General features: G+C 39.9%; 29 protein-coding genes and 3 pseudogenes. 7 read left to right on the top strand and 25 right to left on the bottom strand.

All coding sequences use genetic code 11. The features are described 5' to 3' along the window. Nucleotides 1-332: 332 nt before the first annotated feature. The 3 genes from ACN6MV_RS16205 to ACN6MV_RS16195 form a co-directional block, all read right to left on the bottom strand. Complete coding sequence (locus tag ACN6MV_RS16205; protein WP_094873128.1) at nucleotides 333-1,604, bottom strand: IS110 family transposase; 1,272 nt, start codon at nucleotides 1,602-1,604, stop codon at nucleotides 333-335. Nucleotides 1,605-1,771: 167 nt separating this feature from the next. After that, complete coding sequence (locus tag ACN6MV_RS16200) at nucleotides 1,772-3,904, bottom strand: heavy metal translocating P-type ATPase (RefSeq protein WP_094873129.1); 2,133 nt, start codon at nucleotides 3,902-3,904, stop codon at nucleotides 1,772-1,774. Beyond that, nucleotides 3,897-4,265, bottom strand: a complete 369-nt coding sequence (locus ACN6MV_RS16195) for an ArsR/SmtB family transcription factor (RefSeq protein ID WP_094873130.1) — start codon at nucleotides 4,263-4,265, stop codon at nucleotides 3,897-3,899. Before ACN6MV_RS16195 ends, ACN6MV_RS16200 begins: the two co-directional genes overlap by 8 nt. A gap of 278 nt (nucleotides 4,266-4,543) precedes the next feature. Between ACN6MV_RS16195 and ACN6MV_RS16190 the strand changes: the two are divergent. Beyond that, nucleotides 4,544-5,524: pseudogene (locus ACN6MV_RS16190) on the top strand (arsenic resistance protein). Between the two features lie 532 nt (nucleotides 5,525-6,056). Here the strand turns inward: ACN6MV_RS16190 and ACN6MV_RS16185 are convergent. The 9 genes from ACN6MV_RS16185 to ACN6MV_RS16145 all read right to left on the bottom strand — a co-directional run bounded on the left by ACN6MV_RS16185 (nucleotide 6,057) and on the right by ACN6MV_RS16145 (nucleotide 12,062). Next, complete coding sequence (locus tag ACN6MV_RS16185; protein ID WP_094873131.1) at nucleotides 6,057-6,491, bottom strand: protein-tyrosine phosphatase family protein; 435 nt, start codon at nucleotides 6,489-6,491, stop codon at nucleotides 6,057-6,059. Nucleotides 6,492-6,511: 20 nt separating this feature from the next. Continuing rightward, nucleotides 6,512-6,793, bottom strand: a complete 282-nt coding sequence (locus tag ACN6MV_RS16180; protein ID WP_094878541.1) for an iron-sulfur cluster biosynthesis family protein — start codon at nucleotides 6,791-6,793, stop codon at nucleotides 6,512-6,514. Further along, nucleotides 6,790-8,595 carry an arsenical pump-driving ATPase gene (gene arsA / locus ACN6MV_RS16175; protein WP_094873134.1) on the bottom strand — a complete coding sequence of 602 codons (1,806 nt, stop codon included), beginning with the start codon at nucleotides 8,593-8,595 and terminating at the stop codon, nucleotides 6,790-6,792. The genes ACN6MV_RS16180 and arsA overlap by 4 nt, the downstream gene beginning before the upstream one ends. Before the next feature lie 17 nt (nucleotides 8,596-8,612). Further along, complete coding sequence (gene arsD / locus ACN6MV_RS16170; protein ID WP_094873135.1) at nucleotides 8,613-8,975, bottom strand: arsenite efflux transporter metallochaperone ArsD; 363 nt, start codon at nucleotides 8,973-8,975, stop codon at nucleotides 8,613-8,615. Between the two features lie 57 nt (nucleotides 8,976-9,032). Beyond that, nucleotides 9,033-9,452 (bottom strand): arsenate reductase (thioredoxin), encoded by a 420-nt coding sequence (gene arsC, locus ACN6MV_RS16165; RefSeq protein WP_094873137.1) that lies wholly within the window; start codon nucleotides 9,450-9,452, stop codon nucleotides 9,033-9,035. Between the two features lie 56 nt (nucleotides 9,453-9,508). Continuing rightward, nucleotides 9,509-10,567 (bottom strand): ACR3 family arsenite efflux transporter, encoded by a 1,059-nt coding sequence (arsB, locus tag ACN6MV_RS16160; RefSeq protein WP_042128004.1) that lies wholly within the window; start codon nucleotides 10,565-10,567, stop codon nucleotides 9,509-9,511. A gap of 53 nt (nucleotides 10,568-10,620) precedes the next feature. Further along, complete coding sequence (locus tag ACN6MV_RS16155) at nucleotides 10,621-10,965, bottom strand: ArsR/SmtB family transcription factor (protein WP_094873138.1); 345 nt, start codon at nucleotides 10,963-10,965, stop codon at nucleotides 10,621-10,623. 110 nt (nucleotides 10,966-11,075) lie between these two features. Then, entirely contained in the window at nucleotides 11,076-11,399 is a 324-nt protein-coding gene (locus ACN6MV_RS16150) for an ArsR/SmtB family transcription factor (protein ID WP_094873140.1), read from the bottom strand. Between the two features lie 237 nt (nucleotides 11,400-11,636). Next, the gene (locus ACN6MV_RS16145; RefSeq protein ID WP_042127998.1) at nucleotides 11,637-12,062 is read right to left on the bottom strand and encodes an arsenate reductase ArsC; all 426 of its coding nucleotides are present in this window, start codon (nucleotides 12,060-12,062) and stop codon (nucleotides 11,637-11,639) included. Between the two features lie 499 nt (nucleotides 12,063-12,561). On the opposite strand from ACN6MV_RS16145, the gene ACN6MV_RS16140 reads away from it, so the two are divergent. Further along, nucleotides 12,562-13,056, top strand: a complete 495-nt coding sequence (locus ACN6MV_RS16140) for an arsinothricin resistance N-acetyltransferase ArsN1 family A (protein WP_042132212.1) — start codon at nucleotides 12,562-12,564, stop codon at nucleotides 13,054-13,056. Between the two features lie 596 nt (nucleotides 13,057-13,652). Here the strand turns inward: ACN6MV_RS16140 and ACN6MV_RS16135 are convergent. The 6 genes from ACN6MV_RS16135 to ACN6MV_RS16110 all read right to left on the bottom strand — a co-directional run bounded on the left by ACN6MV_RS16135 (nucleotide 13,653) and on the right by ACN6MV_RS16110 (nucleotide 16,590). Further along, a complete protein-coding gene (locus ACN6MV_RS16135; RefSeq protein ID WP_143812186.1) occupies nucleotides 13,653-14,159 on the bottom strand; it encodes a hypothetical protein in 507 nt (168 codons plus the stop codon). After that, nucleotides 14,160-14,813, bottom strand: a complete 654-nt coding sequence (locus tag ACN6MV_RS16130; RefSeq protein WP_094873144.1) for a TniQ family protein — start codon at nucleotides 14,811-14,813, stop codon at nucleotides 14,160-14,162. Then, entirely contained in the window at nucleotides 14,791-15,573 is a 783-nt protein-coding gene (locus tag ACN6MV_RS16125; RefSeq protein WP_094878540.1) for a hypothetical protein, read from the bottom strand. Before ACN6MV_RS16125 ends, ACN6MV_RS16130 begins: the two co-directional genes overlap by 23 nt. A 109-nt stretch (nucleotides 15,574-15,682) precedes the next feature. Next, the gene (locus tag ACN6MV_RS16120; RefSeq protein WP_094873147.1) at nucleotides 15,683-15,994 is read right to left on the bottom strand and encodes a hypothetical protein; all 312 of its coding nucleotides are present in this window, start codon (nucleotides 15,992-15,994) and stop codon (nucleotides 15,683-15,685) included. A 47-nt stretch (nucleotides 15,995-16,041) separates the two neighbouring features. Then, nucleotides 16,042-16,311: a dihydrofolate reductase family protein gene (locus ACN6MV_RS16115; protein ID WP_280788237.1), complete on the bottom strand. Its 270-nt coding sequence runs from the start codon at nucleotides 16,309-16,311 to the stop codon at nucleotides 16,042-16,044. 21 nt (nucleotides 16,312-16,332) lie between these two features. Continuing rightward, nucleotides 16,333-16,590 (bottom strand): hypothetical protein, encoded by a 258-nt coding sequence (locus tag ACN6MV_RS16110; protein WP_280788236.1) that lies wholly within the window; start codon nucleotides 16,588-16,590, stop codon nucleotides 16,333-16,335. 295 nt (nucleotides 16,591-16,885) lie between these two features. On the opposite strand from ACN6MV_RS16110, the gene ACN6MV_RS16105 reads away from it, so the two are divergent. After that, the gene (locus ACN6MV_RS16105; RefSeq protein WP_094874725.1) at nucleotides 16,886-18,151 is read left to right on the top strand and encodes an IS110 family transposase; all 1,266 of its coding nucleotides are present in this window, start codon (nucleotides 16,886-16,888) and stop codon (nucleotides 18,149-18,151) included. Between the two features lie 395 nt (nucleotides 18,152-18,546). On the opposite strand, the gene ACN6MV_RS16100 is transcribed toward ACN6MV_RS16105, so the two are convergent. Next, the gene (locus ACN6MV_RS16100; protein WP_094874726.1) at nucleotides 18,547-18,894 is read right to left on the bottom strand and encodes a hypothetical protein; all 348 of its coding nucleotides are present in this window, start codon (nucleotides 18,892-18,894) and stop codon (nucleotides 18,547-18,549) included. 162 nt (nucleotides 18,895-19,056) lie between these two features. Between ACN6MV_RS16100 and ACN6MV_RS16095 the strand changes: the two are divergent. Next, nucleotides 19,057-19,482, top strand: a pseudogene (locus tag ACN6MV_RS16095) (IS110 family transposase); the annotation flags it as partial. Here the strand turns inward: ACN6MV_RS16095 and ACN6MV_RS16090 are convergent. Both ACN6MV_RS16090 and ACN6MV_RS16085 read right to left on the bottom strand, forming a co-directional pair. Continuing rightward, nucleotides 19,466-19,994 (bottom strand): annotated as a pseudogene (locus tag ACN6MV_RS16090) (glycosyltransferase family 4 protein); the annotation flags it as partial. The pseudogenes ACN6MV_RS16095 and ACN6MV_RS16090 sit on opposite strands and share 17 nt — an antisense overlap. Before the next feature lie 22 nt (nucleotides 19,995-20,016). Beyond that, complete coding sequence (locus tag ACN6MV_RS16085) at nucleotides 20,017-20,295, bottom strand: hypothetical protein (protein ID WP_143812462.1); 279 nt, start codon at nucleotides 20,293-20,295, stop codon at nucleotides 20,017-20,019. Nucleotides 20,296-20,450: 155 nt separating this feature from the next. Here ACN6MV_RS16085 and ACN6MV_RS16080 point away from each other — a divergent pair, with 155 nt between their 5' ends. Then, on the top strand, nucleotides 20,451-20,615 hold the full coding sequence (locus ACN6MV_RS16080; RefSeq protein ID WP_179281782.1) for a hypothetical protein: 165 nt from the start codon (nucleotides 20,451-20,453) through the stop codon (nucleotides 20,613-20,615). Between the two features lie 797 nt (nucleotides 20,616-21,412). Here the strand turns inward: ACN6MV_RS16080 and ACN6MV_RS16075 are convergent. After that, entirely contained in the window at nucleotides 21,413-21,724 is a 312-nt protein-coding gene (locus tag ACN6MV_RS16075; protein ID WP_094874728.1) for a MarR family winged helix-turn-helix transcriptional regulator, read from the bottom strand. 52 nt (nucleotides 21,725-21,776) lie between these two features. Between ACN6MV_RS16075 and ACN6MV_RS16070 the strand changes: the two genes are divergently transcribed. Further along, nucleotides 21,777-22,733 carry a ketopantoate reductase family protein gene (locus ACN6MV_RS16070; RefSeq protein WP_094874729.1) on the top strand — a complete coding sequence of 319 codons (957 nt, stop codon included), beginning with the start codon at nucleotides 21,777-21,779 and terminating at the stop codon, nucleotides 22,731-22,733. Nucleotides 22,734-22,985: 252 nt separating this feature from the next. On the opposite strand, the gene ACN6MV_RS16065 is transcribed toward ACN6MV_RS16070, so the two are convergent. Then, nucleotides 22,986-23,540 (bottom strand): CueP family metal-binding protein, encoded by a 555-nt coding sequence (locus ACN6MV_RS16065; RefSeq protein ID WP_094874730.1) that lies wholly within the window; start codon nucleotides 23,538-23,540, stop codon nucleotides 22,986-22,988. A gap of 144 nt (nucleotides 23,541-23,684) precedes the next feature. Then, nucleotides 23,685-24,062, bottom strand: coding sequence for an Ig-like domain-containing protein (locus tag ACN6MV_RS16060; protein ID WP_094874731.1), 378 nt, complete (start codon nucleotides 24,060-24,062; stop codon nucleotides 23,685-23,687). Nucleotides 24,063-24,287: 225 nt separating this feature from the next. Here ACN6MV_RS16060 and ACN6MV_RS16055 point away from each other — a divergent pair, with 225 nt between their 5' ends. Then, a complete protein-coding gene (locus tag ACN6MV_RS16055) occupies nucleotides 24,288-24,473 on the top strand; it encodes a hypothetical protein (RefSeq protein WP_094874732.1) in 186 nt (61 codons plus the stop codon). Between the two features lie 228 nt (nucleotides 24,474-24,701). Here the strand turns inward: ACN6MV_RS16055 and ACN6MV_RS16050 are convergent, their stop codons facing one another. After that, complete coding sequence (locus tag ACN6MV_RS16050) at nucleotides 24,702-25,169, bottom strand: C40 family peptidase (protein ID WP_094874733.1); 468 nt, start codon at nucleotides 25,167-25,169, stop codon at nucleotides 24,702-24,704. Nucleotide 25,170 lies beyond the last annotated feature (1 nt).

The raw sequence follows: 25,170 nt of genomic DNA, 5'->3' as shown, positions 1-25,170 counted from the left end.
GCCCGGTGGGTAAGGGGTGAAAGATCAGAAGGGGAACTCCGTGTTAGACTTCGGCAACATGAAGACGCACGGGAATAGTGGGGAACATATCCTGCCCCATATAATTCCATTTACTGCACGCTTTCTCCACGCCTCCCTTGGAGGTTTTCACTCCCATGTCTCAACGGGTCTGTGCCCTCTCATTCCTTCGTTACGCCTGTCCAAGGGGTGGAGGCCGGTCTTGCTATCGTTACGGGTCTGTGCCCTTTGGTTAAATATATCCGGTACTCCGTGCTTTCTTTGAAATCCTGCAAATAAGCCAATACTCGTGCTACGAAACGGTAGGTTATAGGTTAAGCTGCGAGCTGAATAGGCATTGTTTTTGGAGGGTTGTAAGCTTCGCCACTGCGGGCCATCCCTACAAGTATTCGAGCTAACTTTCCACACAGTTTCATAATAGACCTCATTTTCTTCATCTTCTTTACTTGTACATTGTAGGTATGCATGGCTTTAAACTCCGAATTACTTGCTACTAAACTCATGGTCATCATAAAGATGAAACGGCGGAGACGAGATCGTCCTCGTTTGCTAATCTTCATTTGTCCAGTCCATTTGCCTGAACTAGCTTCTGCGAGGTTTAGCCCAGCATGGCGCAGCAAGGCATTGCCGTGCACAAATCCGCTTAAATCCCCTGCCTCACCTAGAATACCGGCTAGTGAAATAACACTTATCCCTTTGACAGCAAGCATGGATTCAGCAAATGGAATACGTTTTAGAACGGCAACAATCTCTGTCTCTACCGTTTTTAGTTGCAGGCAAGCAAGGTCGTACTCATCGAGAAGTTGCTTCAAGTGAAGTTTGTAGGCATGCAATGCTTGCTTAGTGCCAACAGAACGGCTAGCAAAAGAGATAAGAGCTTTGGCCTTTGGTTCACCAGAATGCCGTTTCATAACCGATTTCCAACCTTGCAGGACGTCTTGAGGCTGAAGTTTATACAATTCTTCGGGTGTAGGAAAAAGACGAAGTGTGGCTAGTGAACCTGTACACATGATGTTTTTGAAGACTTGTCGCAGCTCAGGAAAAACAACGTCGACCCAGCGATGGATTTGGTTCTTCGCACTAACGAGTCTCGTTACGACAGAGTCGCGGTTTGAGAGAAAGACACGTAATTCTTCGAAGGCTTCTGGTGTGTTGCGAATGAACAAATAATAGCCGTTTTTGACCATATCAGCGATGACCAGAGCATCCTTTTTGTCGCTCTTGGATGGCGTATTGTCGCGGTTCTCCTTATTTTTTCTCACGAGATGTGGATTGACTAGAACGACTTCAAACTGGCGATCCGAAAGCCAGTTGGATAGGCTAAACCAATAGTGCCCGGTAGGCTCCATACCAACAATAGCCTCCGTTAAAGCGTGTGTGGATTGCAACGTTTGAATCCAACGAAGAAGGAATTGAAAACCCTCTTCATCATTAGAAAAGGATAGAGGATTACCGACCACGATTCCTCGAAAGTTAACAGCACGAGCGACATGCGTTTGCTGAGCAATGTCGATTCCTACGACTAGATGCTGGGCGGTAATTTTTTCAATGAGTTGATTTTGTCTGTCCTGCGATTTAAACTTCATAGTAGAGCGTCCTCCTGGATGATGGGATTTAAAGGGCTATGACCCGTTGCGTACTCCCATCGTACCGAGGCGCTTGTTTTTTTGCAAAGCTGATAATTAACGCTCTACAGGAATGCTATCGTGTCCAGTTAGCTTAATAGATTACTGCCTTGATTACATAATTAAATTTATTCTTTAACTTTCAATAACCTTAAACTGTTTAATGTCACAAGCAATGTTGCCCCCATATCGGCAAATATTGCTATCCATAGCGTTAACCAACCAGGCATAACTAACAGTAATGCCACTATTTTAATTGCTAAAGAGAAGGTAATATTTTGTTTGATGATGACACGAGCTTTGCGGCTTAATTTAATGGTATATGGCAATTTTCTTAAATCATCAGACATTAACGCAATGTCAGCCGTTTCTAAGGCTGTGTCAGTCCCGGCACCACCCATCGCTACACCAACAGTAGAAGCTGCAAGTGCTGGTGCATCGTTTACGCCATCCCCGACCATTGCTACACTATGATGCTTTGCTCGAAGTTCTTTAATAAAATTCAACTTATCTTCGGGTAGTAAATCAGCTTTAATATCAGAAACACCGACTTGTTTTCCAATTGCTGCTGCGGTTCTTTGGTTATCACCGGTCAGCATCACTGTCTCAATTCCCATATAATTTAATTTACTGATGACTTCTTTGGACGATTCTCTCATTTCATCTGCTACGGCAATTAACGACAGAATCTTTATTTTCGTCCCTAACACCATTACAGTTTTTCCTTCTGTTTGCATATGAATAATTTTTTCTTTAATAGAAGTTTCAATCGTTTGATGCAATTCTTCAAAAAGATATGGACTTCCAACATAATACATTTCATTATTTACTTTTGCTTTTACCCCTTTACCTGTTATAGATTGGAACTCTTCAACTGACAGGCTATTAAAATTCAATCCAATTTCTTCTGCTTTTCTCATAATGGCTGAAGCAAGTGGGTGTTGCGATCCTTTTTCTATAGCTGCAGTTACCATCATTAATTCGTTTTCGTTTCCACTATACGTCACGATGTCTGTTACTGCAGGAATACCTTTTGTTAATGTCCCAGTTTTATCAAAAGCAATCGCTTTAAGGGCTCCTGCTTCTTCTAAATGGATTCCACCTTTGATCAAAACACCATTTCTTGCAGCATTTCCTATTGCAGTGACGACGGCAACCGGAGTTGAAACAACTAATGCACACGGACAACCAACCACTAATACAGCTAAACCTTGATAAATCCATTCACTCCAATCACCGCCAAATAGTAATGGAGGAGCAACAGCGATTAACAGAGCCAAGACAACAATAGCTGGTGTATAGTATTTCGCAAATTTATCGACGAACGCTTGAGAAGGTGCTCGTTCTGCTTGAGCTTCTTCAACAAGATGAATAATTTTTGAAAGTGTAGTATCTTCAACTCGTTTTGCTACTCTAACTTCAAGCAACCCTTCTTCATTCAAAGTTCCAGCAAACACTTCATCATCAATTGTTTTTGTTACTGGAACACTTTCACCCGTAATCGCAGCCTGATTTAACGTAGAAGTACCTTTAATGACAACTCCATCCATAGCCAATTTTTGACCAGGCTTTACGATCATAATATCTCCAACTTGAATATCATCAACGTGGATCATCATTTCTTCATTTCCACGACGAATTAACGCTTCTTTTGGAGCAATATCCATCAATGATTCAATAGATTGACGAGCCTTATCCATTGAATAACGCTCTAATGCTTCACTGATAGCGAAAAAAATAACAACTGTTGCTCCTTCACCCCATTCACCAATTACCGCGGCTCCTAAAATAGCAATGGTCATTAACGTATTCATATCGAATTTTAATCTGCTTATGTTTTTTAGACCTTTAATAAATAGTGAATATCCGCCAATTAAAATGGACGCTGCATAACCAATCGTCGGAAGAAGATGATCTTCCCCATATTGCTCTCCTAAAAACCAACTAATAACAAGCAATATAGCTGAAATATACACCTTAATGTTTTCTTTTTGCTTCCAAAATGGTTCACGTTCTACTCTTTGTTCTTTTTCATCGCGAATCTTTAGATTTTCAAATGCTCCAGCTTTTTCTAATTCTGCAATTGTTGTCGTACCTTTAACATAAACTTTAGATGCTCCAAAATTCACTTTTGCATCATGTACACCTGGTAGTTCTTTAACATTATTTTCAAAGATAGCTGCACAGTTTGTACAGGTAAACCCTTGAACCCTATAGGTTTTCATTTCTTGTTCGGATAATTTCGTTTGTTGATCAGACATTTATCTCAACCTCCTTACTATGTGCTAAAGCAATAATGATTAACTGTTTAATGTGTTCATCAACTAATGAATAGAATGCCAACTTCCCTTCTTTTCGATACTTCACAACCCCTTGTTTATGAAGTGTTCGTAAGTGATGAGAAGCATTAGCCACCGTTGACCCTATTATATTTGCTATGTCACAAACACATAGCTCTTCATCCGTACACAATGCATAGGTGATTTTTGCTCTATTTTCATCAGCTATAGCTTTAAACAATTGGGAAACACTAGATATATCAATTGTTTGTAAATCCCCGCGTATTCGAATCACCTTTTCTTCATCGTAACAATAAATCTCACAAGTATCTTTTTTACCCATTTTCTCACTCCATTATCATTCAAGTGTCTGTTTGAATATACTATACTCTTTTTTCGGAAATATTCAAGTGGATACTTGAATGAAATTAAAAAAAGAATTAGGAATCCTAATTCTTTAAACAAAATTTATTGAGCTATCCTGCTTAAAATTGGTTTGTTCATAGTTATTACCAAGGGGGAAACCTAGAAAATAAAAAACAATATGTTATTAATAGGCATTAGAAGAACACTTACAAAACTGTGTGATATAATCCGGGTAAACAAGAGGAGTGTGGATAGGTGCCTCAAAGGGAGAGTTTAGAAACGAACCAAATTTCCGTATACGTAGTAGCCTTAATTGTTGGAGGGATAGTGGGATTAATAAGTCCACGAATAGGTGGCTTCCTAGAATCCTTGGTTTCCTTTGTGATTGCTGTCCTTTAATTCAGTATGTTTTGTCAAATTCCATTTCTGAAATTAAAGGAAGCATTCTCTAATGGACGCTTCATAGGAGCCTTATTGCTTGTTAACTTTATCTTAATTCCCTTGCTTGTATTCTTATTAATCAAGGTTTTTCCTCAGCCTACCCCAGTTCTAATTGGAGTTTGCTTGGTACTTCTAACTCCATGTATAGACTATGTCATAGTATTTACCCAATTGGGTAAAGGAAATGAAAAGTTAATTCTTGCTTCTACTCCAGTACTTTTTGTTGTCCAAATGATTATGCTGCCTTTTTATCTTTGGCTGTTCATTGGTAATGAGGCATCACAAATAGTTAGAATTGGTCCTTTTATTGAAGCTTTTGTTTATTTAATCATCATTCCTTTACTATTCGCTTTAGCTATTCAGTTCTCAAATAAAAAAAGCACACGAGGTATTAAAGCACTGGACTACACTGCGTGGCTCCCCGTCCCGCTTATGGCATTCGTACTCTTTTTAGTGATAGGCTCTCAAATTGATAGGGTTGTAAAGGATTTCAATGTCATTATTGCAGTGATACCAATTTATGTATTATTTCATATTGTGTCACCAGTTATTTCTCGAACGATATCATCTATTTTTCGTATCGGGCCACCAGATGGGCGTGCACTGATTTTTAGCGCAGGAACACGAAATTCCCTTGTTGTACTTCCTCTGGCCCTTACCTTACCAGAAGAGATGGCTACAATCGCAGCATCAGTAATAGTAACCCAAACAGTAATTGAATTGATCGCAGAACTGTTATATATCAATTTCGTGCCTAATTATATTTATAGAGATCTAAAGGTAAATGAAAATTGAGGCTAGAAAGTATTACACTAACGGGGAAACTATAGCCCAATCAACGGCAACTGGCCAATTTGATGTCTGCTGTTGTTATTAAATTTAGATTACGTTAAACACCCAACCCTTCTTTTGTAACAGTGGATAGACTGTATAAAGAATTTAGCGTTAAAGGTGCAGGGGTGTACGCGATGGTCGACGATATACTCGGAGATAAAAAAACTCGTCAATACGATTGGTTTTCAAAATAAAGAGGTTGAACTCAGAGGATTTATTCAGGTGGTTAAGAATATTTCAAGTAAACATAATCTTACTTTTGTTGAGATGTTCCAAGCTTATTTAAATTGGAAAGACATAGAACATTAACAAAAATAATGTTTCAACTAACGTGGAACGTTAGTTCAATGAAATAGCGACAGTCTAGGACTTTATTTTCTCGTCCTTTGCTGTCGCTGTTTCAATTTCTTGGGTCAGTTTAAACTTATTTATGGGGTCTGACGGTATGACAATTCGAAAAGCCGCGTGAAATAAAGATATTCAGTCTAATACTTTATTTTCTGCTGACATAAAACCCTCTCAACACATCACGCATTTCTTGCTTGATATTGATGTCTGGACGTTTTTCTTTGGCCAAAGCTTCCGCTTCTTCTACGGTAGAAGCCATTTCTAGTTCAAGTAAAACTCCAGTGGCTACTGTTCCTGTGCGATTACGACCCCCTGCACAATGAAAATACACCGTCTTTCCACTGTTCACTGCGTCTGTAACTGCCTGAATAGCTGCTTTCACATAAGACCCTTGGCCTGCTTCATCCTCTACGATTGGGAAGTGATGACGGGTTACTTCGGTTGGAAAGCCTTCTGCCTCCGTTCCGTTATCTCTCAAATCAAACACATCTGTAATCTCATTCTCTTTAAGGGCTTCAAGCAAAGCATTCTCTCCACCAATATATACTTTATTCTCGATAAGTGCGTGGTAATTTGCCATAATAGCTCTCTCCTGTCGGCTTAACAGCAGTTGCTGCCGCCACTCATAGTTAGTCCTGCGTCTTGCTCGTCCTGCACAAAATCAAGGACAAGTCCGCCGATTTGGTCAGCCACCCGGGAATCTGCCGCAATTTGAATATGATTTACTACGCTCACCGCATCATTTTCTTGCGGTTTCTCAAGCGACAATTGATAACTGGGTCCACAGCATCCTGCTCCGGAATATGCAAACCGCAAAGTAGAGACCCCTGCCTCCTTCATCATGTTCTCAATAAACTGCTTCGCTTCATCCGTAATCGTCATTTTTCCTCATTCACTCTCTTTCCTATCTTGAGATACTTTCCCGTCAAAGCTTTCAATTGTTCATACCCTGTAATTTCGTCCGGTTTCCAAGGAATGATTGCCACATGACCATTAGAGATTTCTTTAACCTTACTAATCCATTGTAGCTCGGCATGAGCACGCCCATTCAGAACTTTGTCATTTGTTCCTGCAGCAGCAAAGCTTTGGTTGATGGCCCACCATTTTGTTGGAATGCCGGCACGCTCCAGATCACACTCTAAACGAGAGGCTTCATAAAAAGGTGTTGCCTCCGCTAACGTGACGATTACGACACTGGTTTCCTTCGGATTACGAAGACGAGGGAGCAAATGTTGAACGGAATCTGGAATCCATCCAGAGGAACGGGCAATTTCTTTATGATACTCCTGAGTTGCATCAAGCAATAATAGGGTGTGTCCGGTCGGCGCCGTATCAATCACTACGATTTCCTCTTCTGAATGTTCAACCAAATCAGCAAAAGCCCTAAACACTGCGATTTCCTCTGTGCACGGCGATCTTAAATCCTCTTCTAGAAAAGCGAGTCCCTCTTCATCAAGCGATTCCGAATTTTGTTGAATGACTGCTGCCTGGTATCTCTCCAGTTCGATTTTGGGATCGACTCGACTGAGTGTGATGCGATCTGAATTCTCTCCAAACACATACTCTAGATGGGCGGCAGGATCAGTCGTACTGAGATGGACCCGGTGTCCACGTTCTGCAAGCCCTACAGCAATCGCAGAAGCTACCGTGGATTTTCCTACGCCTCCTTTACCAATTGTAAAGATCACTCGAATACCACTTTCCTCCAGATCATTAATCAAACCACCAAGATCCGGAATGGAACGGTCAATCTCCACAGCATTTACTTTTTCGGTAGATGCCAACGGATCCGATTGGAAAAGATTACGTAAGCTTTCAAGTCCAGTCACGTTAAATGGAGCTAATGGAATAACATAATTCGGCAGTTCCTGGAGTTCAGCAGGCAATTGTTCCAAAGCCCGCCGCTGCCTGTTATAAAACCCTTTAGATACAGGGTCCTCTTCGCTGTGAGATAACAGCAAACCATTAATGACCAGCATTTGGTTCTTGATACCTGTTCCCCGAAGTTCTGACGATGCACGTGCTGCTTCCATTAGCGGAGATTGTTCCGGACGGGTAACCAGAATTAGCGTCGTCATTTCACCATCTGATAAGGTGCGGACGGCTTCGTTATATAGTGTTTTTTTGGATTTTAAACCAGCCAGAGGCCCCAGACAAGATGCACCATGCGTACTTTCATCCAGAAATCCACTCCACGCCGATGGCAATTGTAATAAACGCAGTGTATGACCTGTAGGTGCGGTATCAAACAGAATATGATCAAATTGAGACTTTAATTGTTCATTAGTAAGCAGCGTCGTAAATTCATCAAAAGCTGCAATTTCAACGGTACATGCACCGGATAGCTGTTCTTCCATGGTGCTGATAACTGAATCAGGTAGGACTCCACGATACGGGGCAACAACTTTCATTTTATACTCTTCCGCAGCGGACTCCGGATCTAAATTTGCGACAAAAAGATTGGGCACACCTTCAATTGCGACGGGTTGATTGGACAACTCCCGGCCGAAGACATCTTGCAAATTAGAGGCCGGATCGGTACTCACGAGCAGAACCCGTTTACCGGCGTCCGCTAAGGCAACTGCTACTGCACAAGCAGTTGAAGTCTTCCCAACGCCACCTTTACCTGTAAAGAAAAAATATGGCGTTTTCAGGATGGTATGTGGATCGAACCGAATAGACATGTTGACCCTTCTTTCGTTTATTGTGACTTCACTTTTAGATCTAAACGCACTCTAGGCTTCATCGTAAGTTCAAAAGCCGGAATCCCTGTCCAGTTCTCTAACTCTTCATTAGTAGGATAACCTTGTTTCTTAACGACCTGACCATCTACCATAATTACAGGTAATACATTTGGGCCTTCATCAGTCAGTAATTGTTTAACAACTTCATTCGCAACAAAAGCAGCCGGCTCACTGGACAAGTTATAACGGGAAACATTGACGTCCCTTTTCTTCAGGTTATGCACCACTGCAGAGATCCGAATTAATTCCGGATCAACACTCGGACCACATACTCCTGTGGAACAACACATCGCTGGATCATAGATTTCAATAGAGTTCATATATTTAATCTCCTTTCTGTAGAAAAAAACCGGGATTTCTCCCGGCTGGACTATTCCTTATTCGCCGGTTTCAGCAAATTGTTTAATTCGTGCTCCGACCTGATCACGGACCTGCTGGAATACAGCCCATTTCTCTTCGTCAGTTCCTAGCGCTTTCGCAGGATCATCAAATCCCCAGTGTTCCCGTTTCACCTTTGGAGGTGTAATCGGGCACTTATCAGCAGCGTCTCCACACAAGGTAACCACCAGATCAGCGTTATTTAATAGCTCTGAATCAATAATATCGGATGTCTGAGACGTGATATCAATACCTACTTCATTCATAGCTTTCGCTGCTTTAGGGTTAAGACCATGTGCTTCGATACCTGCACTGTAAATATTCCACTCATCACTGAGGTATTTCTTTGCCCAGCCTTCAGCCATCTGGCTCCTACAAGAGTTTCCAGTACACAAAAAGTAAATTGTTTTCTTTTCCATGATAGATAATCTCCTTTATATTGAAGGTAATAGTAACTATATTTTTGATGCTTTGTTTAGGCAGCAGGTGACGGTTTATTAAAGTACTTCTTTCCGAACCATAATGAGACGTTTACAAGCCCGATAAGAACAGGCACCTCAACAAGCGGTCCGATAACAGCGGCAAATGCCGCCCCTGAATTTAATCCGAACACACCGATGGCCACTGCAATACCCAGTTCAAAATTGTTGCTGGCTGCAGTAAAAGAAAGTGAGGCTGCTACCGGATAAGAAGTTCCCGCTTTTTTGGACATCCAGAAGGACAAGAAAAACATAATGACAAAGTATATTAATAACGGTATAGCGATTCTAACGACATCCATAGGTAGCTGAATCATTAAATCTGCTTTAAGTGAAAACATCAACACGATTGTAAATAAAAGGGCAATCAAAGTAAGAGGACCAATCTTTGGCAAGAAAACCTTCTCGAACCAAGCCTCACCCTTTGTCTTCAGCGCAATCACTCGCGTCAATATTCCAGCTGCAAATGGAATACCCAAGTAAATCATTACGCTTTCCGCAATTTGCCCCATCGTAATGTCTACAACTGCTCCCTGTACGCCAAACCATCCGGGCATTACTGTGATGAACAGATATGCAAAAACGGAATAAAAAATAATTTGGAATATGGAGTTAAAAGCTACTAAACCTGCTGTATATTCCGGGTCGCCTTTTGCCAGATCACTCCATACGAGAACCATAGCAATACATCGAGCCAAACCTATCATGATCAAACCAATCATGTATTCCGGCATATCGCTCAGAAATAAGATGGCTAACAGAAACATTAATACTGGACCGATAATCCAGTTCTGCACCAAGGAGAGCAGTAGGACTTTCCAATCCTTAAATACTCTTCCCAGTTTCTCAAACTTCACTTTAGCCAGCGGTGGATACATCATCAGAATCAATCCCACGGCTATAGGAATTGAAGTCGATCCGACCTGCATCTTCGATAAACCTTCCGAAAAGCTAGGTATCAAAAAGCCGATCAAAATCCCAATTCCCATTGCCGCAAAGATCCATAAGGTTAAATAACGATCCAAGAAAGACAACTTCTTTTCTCTTTGACTCATATTGTTCAATCTCCTTTGATAAGTTTTCCTTATCACTTAGATCCTTGCACGTATTAATTACAAGAAATTCTAAGACCTTTCTTATCGAGCTCTTCCAATTCATGATCTTGTGAAGGAACAAAGTTCAGCAATTTCTGAATTAACTCATTATGAATACTATTAGAATTGATCGAATAAAAAATCCATTGACCCTTCCGATTTTCCTTTACCAGACCTGCATCCTTTAGTTTGCGTAAATGCTGACTGACAGACGGTTGACTCGTTTTGAAAACTTCGACAAGTTCGCATACACAGCATTCTTGCTTCTCCAACAGTTTCATCATGGTAAGCCTCGTTTTATCCCCCAATAGCTTTAATACCAATGATATTTCATCCAAATCATCTAGAGAAAAACTCATATTCCGTTCCTCCTTTTCCTTCATCATTATATAACCATATGCTTATATAAGCATATGGTTATATAAAAATCGGGATCTAAATGTTCCTTCATGAGACTTAAATCATTCGATTAATCACAATCAGCCTCAGTATAGTTCTCTTTTAACAAAGACAGCAACGTCTGAGTATCGGGTAGAGTATCTAGAACGGTTTGAATAAAAGGCTTATCATCCACATCAAGTGAATAGTATACCCATTGTCCACCTCTTCTTTCCTTAACCATTCCCAGCGCCTTTAATTTCCTTAAATGTTGACTGACATTGGGCTGAGTCATATCTAAAATCCCCACTAGATCACACACACACCATTCTTTATCTTTCAGTAGTCCCATTATTGTGAGTCTGGTTTTGTCACCTAATAATTTCAGTTTTCCAGCCATTTCCATATCGAACATATACACAGTCCTCTCAAGAATACGAACAAAATAATATATAATCATATATTATTGTTTGATTCCTTCAAAATCAAGAAAGGCTATTTCTGTAGATACATTAGGTTTATTTAAAATTTTGCCAGATCTTCGAACCTCATTGTACCTTTTCCACTCTTGAAGGCAATGCGGACAATGCTCATCCACATGACCACAACTGAATACTCGATGATACTACACCCGAAATCGATACAAAGATTTTTACTCATTAACTGGTATTTTCATTTCCTTCAATAGCGCAATAACTTTCTGTTGGATTTCGTCCCTTGCAGCTCTTACGTCTCCCAGAAGACCATCATGTGTTAACGGATCAATAACATTCCATTGAACATTTTTGATGGCAAAGGGAACGATTGGACATTTTTCATTGACTTGTTCACATAACTTTATAATGACTTTCGATTGCATAAACGTTTTCATGTCAATTGTTTTTGAGCTTTTGTTTGAAATATCAATTCCTATTTCCTTCATGACTTCAATGGTATATGGATGGATATCTCCGGATTCAAGTCCGGCACTTTCAGCGACCACATGATCACCACCATAATGTCTGGCAAAAGCCTCGGCTATTTGACTTCGGCAACGATTCTGGATACAAAGAAAATAAAGATGAATTGGTTGTTGCATTCTTCTCAACCCCTTTCTATTTGTATATCATTATATAATTAAATCATTATATAATAATCGCGCTTTATGTTATCGCAATGTAAAAACTTAATAAAGCCACACTAATTTTATAATATCGACCTTCCAAAATCATGATTTACCCATTTCGATTTTTAGTTGCATTTTGCAAGTTTTACGATTATAACTTATGTATGAGGTGAAAATAATGGAAAACGCACGAGAGTTATTTCAAATAATGACTCGGCGCTTAGGCTTACTGAATAACTGCGTAGCACGCGATCCTTCCCAGAAGAACGCAAAATCCTAATGATCAAAGTGTACGTACTTTATCTCACTGCAGATGTGGCACACCAGCAACAGGGTGATTCCCCTTATTTATTTCTGCATTAAATTATTAATCCTGCGATGAATATTTGATTTCTAGGTTCGAACAGAACATCGTATTTATGTGATTATTGTGATAAATAAATATATTTTATATAGGGGGAAGGTACAGATGATGACTGCGTTAATTGTTCGTAAGGCAACATCAGCGGATACAGAAAGTATCCTTCGCATTTATAATCAGGGTATTGAGGATCGGATTGCTACATTGGAAACCGAGTCCAAAGATTCGTCTTATATGGAAGCATGGTTCCAAGATCACCAGGGACGTTTTAGCGTTGTTGTAGCGGAAAGAGAAGGAGAAGTGCTTGGTTGGGCCTCTCTTAACCCCTATTCACAACGATGCGCCTATAGGGGCGTAGCTGATCTTTCTATTTATATTGATCGCAGGTTTCGTGGGCAAGGTATCGGCAGCTCTCTATTGAAGTCCTTAGAGCAGATAGCAAAAGAAAATGAATTTCATAAAATCGTTCTCTTCACCTTCCCATTCAATCAAGGGGGCCAAAGATTATATCTAAAGATGGATTATCGACAGGTTGGCATTTTTGAGAAGCAAGGTGTTATGGATGGGGAATTTATAGACGTGATGATTATGGAGAAACTGTTGTAAAAAAAAGGTTTGATGTACTTACAATTTGCCGAGTATCTCTTAGTGTAACCATTTCCTAACTATTCTCTCAATTTAACATCTTAAAAAATGAATTTATGGCATGTATTCTCGTCTTTTTTTGGAAAAGGGATTAAGTTCTTGCCCAGGGTCTAAATAATAAGTGAACCGCACTTGGACGAATTACAAAAGGTAAATACGTAGTCTGATCCGTAGTAATATGTAGAAAAGCCTTTGTTAACTTTATATTTCTTTTGAAACAAACTGTATTATTGGGATTTCAGAAATGAGTTTTACGATGATACCTTCAAATTGATTATCTAATCGTAGTGAGAATTCTCAATCCCTGTAAGTATTTTTCTGCTGCTTTCTTCTCTTCACTCATTCCTTTTGACATTGCCAACCGCATTGGGAGAAAGGAAATCTCTTCAGGATCAAATGTAGGTTTACTTTCGAAGGGACAATATGTTGTGATCATAAGCGTTTCATCATTAGTATATTTCAGCATTTTTTTCTTCTTTAGATTAAACAAGATCATTGTGTCAGTTTCTTTGTATGAGGTATCAATTAAAGGTCTAATCTGTAATTTGGCATACTGATTAGCGATTGTTAGCCATTTTATTGAAATGTTTACTAGCTACTTCCCATAATAAGTGATTTAATATCCACTTCATCATCCGATAATCACTGCGATTAAAGACCATCAATAGCTCCTTAAAGCCTTCTTCAAAAAAATGAAATGGAAGATCAAAAGGTTTTATATTTTTATGAGTATATCTCTTCCCCTCATTTATAAAAGGGTTGATATGGTAAACACTCTCTTTCCAAAACACGTAAGCATAGGCGTAGGGACAAATAGGTGGGAACTTTTCATCTCTTCTCTTGTACATACCAACAAATCTCTTTATACAATGTTGATGTTTTTTTAGGGTAGTACACAAAAGGTGTTTTTCAAATGCTTCTAGTGTTTTTGCAAGCGATAAATAAATATCTTTATAGTTCATTTCCACAGTATCTCTATTGGGTACATCAATATTCAAATCAAAAATTGATGAGTAGTGAACTTCGTCAGTATTTACTTGTACAAGGTTTATCATTTCTTCCATCTAGTTTAAATTCGACACTAAAAAAGGTCTGAAGATCACTGTTTTTTGAAGACATTCTATATTTTCTTCTGTTAGGCTTAACCATGCGATAACATTAGGATCTTTTAAGGTACGACTAGCTACTAAATGCTGTTGGACATCTTGATTATTTATGCATTCTTCACAATTGCAAATAAACCCCGATTCGTACTCATGTCGGGGTAATAAATAGGGGATGGATTTCTTACAAGATGGACATTCGCTGTCTAAGGCACACAGATGAAACGGACAAGTTTCTATAAATTTGAATTGATGCAACAAGCTATGATAATTCAGTTTCATGCATTCTTTGCAAAAATGAAGAGTGTCTCTAAACAGGGATTCTGACTTGATGTAGGTTGGAAACATCTGAGTTAATCTTTTTTTTATGCCCTCGGTATGGTCACTTAATGAATACCCTAGTGCTTGAGTAAGTTTTTGGTGATCGAATCCTTCAAAAGTCCATAAACTTAAATATTTTTTACTAATAATAGAACCGCCTGTTATTGGAAGCTCTGGTCCATATCTCTGCAACAGTTGCCGTGAGTTTACAACATTTGCTTTCTTGATCTTTTCAATGATAGACCAAGACGATTCGAATCCCTTCAAGGGACTATCCACTTGATTCATACTCATCAGACTGCTCCACCTTACTTTGAGTGTTAATTTTTTCTCTTATTTCAACGAATTTTTCTAACTTTCCCTTCAATATTTCGACTAAACGAGATCTCCCGTGCATACTTCCCTCTTCAATTTGTTGATTAATCATGGAAATCTGTTGATCGTAATAAGGAAGAAAAGAAGAATCGATGTAAAAGCTTGAGCACTTAAACATTATACAGGGCTGTTCATGAGTTTGACTCAAAAATTGACAATGGGTACGAGGGGATTTAATACAATAACCTTGTTCAAGTCTGATTTCAGTTAGATTTCTCTTTAACCAATCGATATCTACATTATTTTCATAGGCCTGATCAAGGATTTTAGTCTGGATGACCTCACCGGTTATCGGGTCTAGGCGTACAGCCCCATACTCATGAGAATGTTCCCAAATAACTTGTAAATTATGATCGTGGATCTTGGCATAAATAACAGCCATTTCTGGAGTTACATTTGACAATAGTTTTTGTACATCTAGGATACTGGCCCCATTACTGATTTTTTTTATACCAAAACGGTGGCGAAATGGTGACGCTCCAAACCGAAATATTTTACCGTTCAGGTCTATAATTTGTTGCTGCTCAGCAAAAATATTCAGTTGACGTATAAGAGAAGGTTGCAAATATGTTCTGCCACGATCTTTCATTTTTCCCTTATATCTCAGAAACAAGAAGTGTTCGGGGTTTTCTTCTTCTGAAAATTTTTCATGAATAAATATCTTTTGTGCTTTCACCATGCTATAAATATCTTCACTTATTGGAACTGATTTGATTTTATCTCGCTCTGAAACAATCCAATACCCATCGTCTCTTTTTTGCAAGCAGTCTAGTTTAAGTGTAAGAAGATCAACTAAATGAAATCCAGTCGCCTCCAATAAAATAACGATAGGCCACATATTGAGGATCTAATAAATGAATTTTGTTGGTTATTTGTTCCCAAATATTATCATTTAAATAGTTATATTCGGTGATCTTTTTTTTCTCTAATTTTGGTCTATCTTCTTGATAAATCAACGACCTTGAGGGTTTCAGAGGTGCTTCTTCCCATCCATATCGTTGCAGATAGGTTATGAAATTTTCAATATTTGCAATCATCGACCAAATACCATAATCGCTAGGGGGTTGATTATGGTATTGTGATGGGCTTTTCCCTCCCATTGGATTCCTTTTAAGAAAATCTACATACTCTATAAAGTCTTGGCGTGTCATTTCCTGTAGAGTATAGTGATTTGGAAGGTCGTTGTTGGAATGATACGGATTGGATTTTTATTCTCCTCATACCGATTAGTAAGAAAGGGATTGTCCGTTAAAATTGTATTTTTGCCAACCATAATGCCCTGCACATTCCCCCGAAATAGATGGATGAATTCCATATCCTCATTGGAAAACAAAGAAAAAAGCTCCTTACTCGAATTACCTGCTCCCATAGTGAGCTTTCCGTCGATCGAAATTTGGCTGAATATCGTTGTTTTCATTTGGCTTCTCCCCGTCTCTTATTAGCTTTTAAATGCGCCCCAAGATGCTTGAAGGGTCTGTTCTATTTTTTTCAATGCTTGTTCAGGATTGCTCAAGCTCAGCTCGGTCAGACCTGCGTTCAGGGCCTCCCATACATAGATCATGAAGGGGTGCGTTGGCATAGGTTGTGTTTGATCCAAAAGCGACAAAATCATCTTTTTGTTAGGCGCAGCAGAGGCAGCTAGACGGTTCAGCACCTCTTCCTGAGCCGGAATCCGCTGCACACCCAGCGTCCACATGGTTTGGCACTCGTCACTCAGCATAAAATTCGTGAAGGATAAAATATCTTACTCTATGAATAATTTCATATGTAGGGTATTCGCGAAACTTTTAAACTAACCTGCCCGTTTGATTAACAAAAGCAGCCGATCACGTTGAGATCTGCTGTCTTCTTGTTTTTATTGAGCTAACGTTTCCCGTTAGAATTCCTGTAAAACGAAAAATTTGGAGTTTGAATAAAAAAGAGCGCCTCAGTAAGATGGGGTTACGCACGAGGTCATTGCCTCAAAAATCCCATCAGGAGGTCGCTCTACTATGAAGTTTAAAACACAAGAAAAACAAAATCAACTTATTGAAAACATTACCGTTCATCACCTTGTCGTCGGTGTAGATATTGCTCAGGAAGTCCATGTTGCCAGAGCTGTAAGCTTTCGAGGGATTGCACTCGGTACATCCCTGAAATTCAGCAACCATTTAGAAGGCTTCAATCTACTCAAATGCTGGATCCAAGATTTATTACAATCGAACAAGCTTCATAAAGTCATTGTCGGTATGGAGCCCACAGGTCATTACTGGTTAAGCTTGGCTCGCTGGCTGTCTTCGCAAGGCATTGAAGCTGTGCTTGTTAATCCCCATCTTGTTAAAAAGAACAAAGAAAACCGCGACAATACGCCATCTAAAAGCGATCATAAAGACGCGTTGGTCATCGCAGATATGATTAAAAATGGATATTATTCTCCAGTTCGATTTCTTGCAGAATCTTACGAAGAACTCCGTATTCTTATGGCGAATCGAGAAACGGTGACCAAACGTCTCAACAGTGCTGTAAACCAAATTCATCGCTGGGTAGATATTGTCTTTCCTGAACTGCGTCAGGTATTTAAGATTCTTACTTGCACCAGTGCCATCGCTACACTCAGGCTCTTCCCATTGCCGAAGGAAATCAGCCCTTTATCCACTGAACAAGTTCTTACTGGCTGGAAGAAATATGTGAAACGTCATGCTGGCGTCAAACGAGCAGAGCAACTTATTGCACTTGCGAAATGCAGTGTGGGTGCCACGCACGCACTTCAAGCCTACAAACTTCATTTAAAGCAACTCTTAGAAGAGTATGACTTAGCTCAGCGACAACTTGAACAGATCGAGCACGAAGTCCACATTATACTCGAGCGTATTCCTTATGCACAAAAACTGCTTGAAATACCAGGTCTGAATGCTACCAGCTTAGCAGGCGTTCTGGGCGAGGCTGGCGATCTAAGTGGTTATGCGCACGGAAATGCTCTACTACGCCATGCCGGTCTAAACCTAGCTGAAGCAAGTTCTGGGAAGTGGCGAGGAAAAATGGTGCTTAGCAAACGCGGACGCCCCCGTCTACGTCATTTCCTCTATCTCATGACAATGTGTATGGTTATGACCAACTCGGAAGTTCGGGCTTTGCACCACTACAATGTTAAGGAAAAGAAGGTAAAGAAGATGAAATCGATTATGAAATTGATTGGGAAAGTTGCACGTATGCTTGTCTGTCTTGCTAAAAGCGGCAAAACTTATGACTCGACTAGAGTTTTCCTACACGCAGCATAAAGCCAATTGATCCTCACCGGTTCATGTATTCGCAGGATAAAATAGCACGGAGTATCGGGAGACGTTCAACAAAAGGGCTCGGACCCGTTCCGTTAGAAAGACCGACCTCCACCCCTTAGTTAGATGTGACGAAGGAATGAAAGGGCTTGTGACCCGTTGAGACATGGGAGTGAGAATCACTAAGGCGAAATGGAGACGTGCATATATGGAATGATATGGGTATTAAATTAATACCTCTGTTTCCGTATGCCCTTCTATGTCTTCTCGGCCACCTGCTTCTTCTAATCTTTCATCTTTCGCACATTGATTAAGGAGAAATCCTGCGAATTCATGAGCCTGAGTGAGATAATTAAATCATTTCGAGGGAGTTGAATAATATCTTCCATTTTAGTTGTTCAAAATTCGTCGATCAACGAAACTCCTTTTGTAATTCGCATTCTACTATCTCGCAAAAAATCGCGTGTCCAGTCGTCTGGTTGACTCAAATCCCAGCTTTGGTGCATACCGACGAAAACGATAATTTCGCGTAGTCTAAGGAAGAGCCCAAGCTGATCCTTCCAGCCTTCAGGCATATGACGGCCATCCTCTGTATAACCTTGCTCGAAATGTTTAATGAAAAGTTCGTACTGCACCTTCCGTTCGGACTTCGAATCTTCCCCGAATACATACAGCAAGTAATAGAGCTGGATTGCAATGTCTTCGGCATACCAACTGTACTGACATTCGTCGAGCAGCCGATCCATTGACTGGCTGCCTTTGTGTCGTTATTGAGCTATCGTTTCCCGTTAGAATTCCTGTAAACTGAATAATTTGGAGTTTGAACAAAAAAGAGCGCCTCTGTAACATGAGAGTTGGATACGGGTCTACAGCCCTTTTAATCTCACCATTTAGGAGGTCGCTCTACTATGAAGTTTAAAACTCAGGACAAGCAAAATCAACTCATTGAAAACATTTCCTCTTTGCATCTGGTTGTCGGTGTAGATATTGCCCAGCAGACGCATGTCGCTCGCGCAGTGAGCTATCGGGGAATTGCTTTGGGATCGCCGCTTGAGTTCGGCAGCCATGACGAGGGCTTTCGCCTGTTCCGACGCTGGATTCAAGATCTGCTCAAGTCTTACAAGCTGAGCAAAATCATTGTGGGTATGGAACCCACCGGACATTACTGGCTGAGCCTGGCTCGCTGGCTCTCAGACCAAGGAATTGAAGCTGTTCTCGTGAATCCACACCTCGTTAAAAAGAACAAAGAAAATCGCGACAATACCCCATCAAAAAGCGACCGCAAAGACGCACTCGTCATCGCAGATATGGTCAAAAACGGCTTCCAGTCTTTTCGGCAACTTGTATAGCTTGCAAAACACCCTTATTCCGAATAATCCTACCTATATACAACAGATATAAATGTTTCTCTGTGCTAAATTCATATTCACGCGTATTAATCCCATTATATACGCAGAAGCCTTTGTTGTTCCCCATCAGATGGCGGGCACGTTTACTTACGTATACAGGGTATTTAATCCGCCGTTTGACCGGGATATGCACAGTGCATACCGTTGGGATTTTAGGATTAGTTACGCCGAGAGCGGAACGAAAAGTATGGTCATGGATAATGTCAACTCGCTCAGAGCCCCTTAGGATAGGGGATAAGCTTTGCCTTGCTCCTGCTCCCTAGAGCTGCAAATAAATAGACCTTATGCCCTCGTCTAACCAGTTCTTCCGTCAGCTCATAAACAATTTTTCCAGTCCCTCCTTTGATGGAAGGTAATGGCTGTGCATTTGGATAGTTCGAAATCACTTGTGCGATTGTTAATTTTTCACTTTTCGGAAATTTAATCGATTTTTTCATACAAACGAGATCCCCCCAGCTTTTACTTTTTAGCATATTGGGTTAATAGACTCTGACAGTCGGACACGAACCTGGAGATGTGAGTATTTTGAATATCAAGCTTCTGAATGCTCGAGTTAATTCTTTCAAGAAGAAACTGCAATTTCTTAAGGTTTTCTTCAGATAAATCCGTGAACATTTTAGGGTTTAGCAGGAAGAAACGGCTGAGAAATGCATCCAATTCCGCAAAATCCTTTTTGGTTAAATTAAGGGGACTAATTTGTATAGATTTCACCAGTGTTTCCGCCTTTTTTTTGCACATTTCCCGACTCCTTTTACGGGGTGAAGCCACAGAATTACGCATAGATCATTTCTCCTTCAAGGATTAACTTGGTGTTCAACCTAATTTTCGAACAGAATATCCCCTTTTTCATAACATACAGTATGAGTTACTTTCTTTTAAAGGAGGAGTGTGCGATGCAAAATAAAAAAAGGAATTCCAAACCTCCAGTCTCCCCCAGAGAGTTAGATAAGCTAGCCTTAATTTCTGCGATACTCCTGCTAATGGCTGCTGTAATTGGCCTATATATCGCTTGGGTTACTCTGAAGTATCCAAACTCGTCATCCGAACTTGTGATTTAGCTGTTCCTCAGGGTAAAAGACCAAGGATACAATAAACTATGCAATAAAACAAATCTTGAGTGGGCACCAATTGACATTCAAGAACGCCGGAAAAGGTCGGTTTTCTAAACTTTTCTGAGCCTCTGGAATGGCATTGTCCATAAATTGAATCCACCGCTAACTGAGATCCATTCTTATCTCTGTCCTTAAGAATTCAGGATCCTCATTGTAGGATGCATATCGCTAACACGCAATAACTATAAACCTCAGAAGTGGATCAGAACTGGCATGTCGGCAGGGTAGAGGCGTTTATACGTCTATATGCATGTGTTATTGTACCGATCCGAACAAGCAGGTTGGCAAACCTTAAATTGTGGCGGCTTTTGGATAGAAGGTTTGGCTTTTTTAGCCGATGATACACCAATTATTTAAGGAAAAGAGCTTCGCTTCTCAGATGAATGGATTATAATAAAACTTAAGTTAAAGTTGATAAGCACATACGGTTCTTAGATTACATGTCCTGTCCTCTAACATAATTATATCGGCTAACGGAACACATTCTTGGCCTATTTCGGCAATCAGTACCGTAAAAAAAAATAAACCGCAATTTATGCGGGTTCTATGCGGAACATACTCTTGTCATCCGACAAAAATGACATTAAAGTGCCCACATTAATGTCATTAATCTCCCTACAATGTGTCTCTTCTCACTTTATCACAGTGCAATAAAAAGTTGATCTTTAACAATGAAATAGATCAACTTTTTATGCAGATTGTAGGTGAACCTCCAATAATAAATATAAGTTCCCATCGAATGGCTAACAGCAGTTATTCTTATTTATCGCATTAATTAATAGTTCCAGACTCTCTACAACCTGTGTTCGTTTGTTCTCCGGAATATCATTCATTACACTCCCGAAATACGAATGAAGTACGGAATTTATATTCTCATGGAGTATCCACCCTTTTTTTGTTAGCCTTAGTTGGACATAACGTCGATTTTCTGGGTCCGTAATCCGTTCAACCCAATCATCGGTTACAAGATTATTTACAGTCCTGCTCATTGTACTTTTATCCAGGTTAAGCACATTGGCCAATTCGATCAGTGATACTTTACCAGCGAGTCCTATATGCTGATATTATTTCTTTGGTATTACTAATTACTTTTAGAGGAGAGATCACTTGAAAATTCTTATTTATGGTGCAGGCACAATCGGGAGTATTTTCGCTGGGAGACTTGCGTTGTCAGGATATGATATCACTGTCCTTGCAAGGAGGACAAGACTTGTTGACCTGAAAAAAAACGGGATGATTCTCGTGAATTCAGGCAACAACCGAGAAGAAATTGCAAAGGTAAATTTGATTGAACATCTGTTGCCAGACAATATTTTCGATTACATAATCGTAGTAATGCAAAAAACACAGATAGTCAGTGTATTGCCGATACTTTCTCAAAATAAATCAAAAAATATTGTCTTTGTAGTCAATACAGCATCTGGTTATGACGAATGGGTTCATGCAGTGGGTAGTGACCGCCTGATGCTAGGATTTCCGTCCGCAGGAGGAGAACGTGTAGACGGCCGGGTACATTACTTTATCGGCAAGGGATTCATGCGGGCTTTTCAGACCACTACATTTTCAGAATACAGTCGCCAAAAAACCGAAAGGCTACAAAAAATAGTAGATATTTTTAACAATGCCGGTATTTCATCAGTTGTAACTAGTAACATGGATATGTGGCAGAAAACGCATGTGGCAATGGTTACAAGTATCGGTAACGCTCTTTATAAATATAATAGTAATAATTTTGCTTTGGCAAAATCATATGCAGATATTAAATTAATGGTTCTGGGGATAAAAGAAGGCTTTGCTGTGTTGACTAAATTAGGCATTAAAATCACACCTTCAAAACTTCACTATTTAAAACTTCCCGTTTTTATGATTGCCCCAATTTTTAAAATTATCATGGGCACAAAGTTTGCTGAAACAGCCATGGCAAAGCATACAGCCGCAGCAAAACCCGAGATGATCTGCCTTCAGGAAGAATTTGATATGCTAATCAAAAAGAGTAATGTGGCTACCCCTTCTATTGATAAGTTACGAAAAAATCTTTTAAAAGAATTGTGTAAGGGGACATGAAAACTGCACCTCCTAAGCATCCCCCCTTAATCAGGATTGTCCTTTTTATTCACGCTTATGTAAGAATTGATTTTTTTAATTAATTCAGGAAATTGATCAGCGTCTGGTGATCTCCAATATAATCAGATAGTGTTGCAGACGGTGCGAATGAAATATTATCGGTTCCCAAAAGTCCAAAGGGGTGCTCCCAAGCCAAGTGGCTACTGGAGCGCCCTATTTTTAGAGTTCCGGAGTCCTATCCACTTGTAGATTTTACGATAACTGCATCGTAGTGATACAAGTATTGTCCCCTTCCGATGTTGTGAAGGAAGAGGTGCTGTTCTTATCATCGTAATCAATCGTTACGTGAAACGTTTGGTCTCGCGGTAGCCAGAGATCAATAAAACCATTGTCATGGGATTTAATAACATCCTTTATTACCACTTTGTTATTGTGGTCGGTTACGGTGACATTAAATGATGTATTCGCCATTTCTCCCTGACACCCAGCCAGGTTATGTATGGCACAGGGATGTGTTTGGCTAACGTAAGGCGCAATTGAAACGAAAAACTCATCCCTCGGCAGGCCGTAGGTCAATTTTTGATCATTATCCGTTGTCACTGTCAGCTGATTTGATGTAATCGAAGCCGATTTGGCTTTGGCATTACCCATGCTGTAGTCATTCACCAATTTTTTAATATCGTTTGTTTGGGCTAGCTTTTCACCAATCGGCTCAGTTTTTCCCCTGTCAGCGATTGTATAGGTGCCCAAAGCTACACCAATCAAAGTTATCGCTATAGCCGTGGACATAAATACTTTTTTATTCATGAAATTTACTACCTTCCTTTTTACATTTAGTGCCGTTTAATATTACATCTTTTGCTCTGGCCAATCTATTTCCAGGGATCAGGAACTGCTGGGATTCAGTTTATAATTTTACTGGCATCATGCTCATAATTCTCTTGTTAAGCATCAGTGTTTGTGATCAGAAGTTACCACATTTATTACTACAGATGTTTTTTTGCCGCCTGAATTTACATTAATGGTAGCCTTTCCTGAAGCAACCGCTGTCACTAATCCACTTGCATTTACCGTTGCTACTTTAGAATTACTTGAAGAATAGGTTATCTTTATTTTCCCGCCTTTGGGTGAGGTCACCGCGGTGGGCTTCAGCTGAAAGGTTTCAGATGGCCTTAAAGGATTAGAAGGGCCTTTGACTGCAATTGAAGTTACTTTTACCGCTTGTGCCGCTTGTGTCGCTGGCGTTAAAGCAGCTGGACTGGTGATTGTTAATGTTAAAAAAGCTACAGATAATGTAGCTGTTAATACACCTTTTTTCAATACCTTCATTCTTAATCTCCTCACAGTATAGCAATACATTTTGGAGAAAGTATGAAGATATGATGTTCTTTTTAAAAATAATTAACGAATCCGAGTGAGAGTGTAGACTTCTTCCAAGTTGTCCAACCAAAAGAAATTGGGCTTCTACTCACCTACCACATATAAAATGTACATTTAAGTGTTACCATGAGAGGGTATTAAAGAGTTGAATTATACTACTAGGAGGAATATTATATGAATGGGTTAAGTGGATTATCAGGTTCAGCTAATATGCCAAAGAACTGTGGAATGGATGGAATGCATACGGGAACAGGAGACAAAAAAATCACCAATCACGAGCATGCTAAAGAACCCATTCAAAACCCAAAGGCAAATATACTGGACGAATATCGTGGGCAAACTATTGATATTAGGTTATAAGAACATCACATACATACCCTAGAGCAAACATATGATTATATCCATTTGAAAAGATATTAGTGACCAACATACAAAGGAGTCCCCATGATATATAGGGGACTCCTTTGTATGTTGAGGAGGAATCTGTGGGATTAGGGAAATGAGAAAACAGACCGTTCTGGGATCTTCTAAAAAACTAGGGGTATCCTGCAGCCATATATGGCTGCTGGATACCCCCTCACCTATTACTTAATTAACCATACTAAGATAACTCTCTTTATCTACTACACGCCGAGCCGTAACATAACGATCTTTGTAGTATCTTTCGGACAACTTGCTTATGCTTACTCCCTTGCTGCTTGAGGAGTGGGCGAATTGATCGTCGCCTAAGTAAATTCCGGCATGGGAGATACCATTACCAAAGGTATTAAAAAACACCAAATCTCCTGATCGTAAGTTCTCTTTTGCAACGGGTGTCCCTACTTTAGCTTGTGACTGGGAAGTGCGTGGAAGATCATCCACATTAAACTTTTTTAGTACATACAGGATGAATCCGGAACAATCGAATCCTGCCTTAGTGGTTCCACCCCATAAATAAGGTGTCCCGAGTACCTGATTCACTTCACTCTCCAGTTTTACCTCACTTGCAAAAGTACTTGGTACAGCTGTTGTGAAAATAACTGCAGCTCCTAGTAAAGATAAAATGACTTTCTTCAGA

Origin of the sequence: Paenibacillus sp. B-A-8 (genome assembly GCF_048572915.1) — a bacterium.
Taxonomy (GTDB): Bacteria; Bacillota; Bacilli; order Paenibacillales; family Paenibacillaceae; genus Paenibacillus_AQ.
Note: the sequence above shows the minus strand (reverse complement) of the source record. Positions and strands in the feature narration are given on the sequence as shown.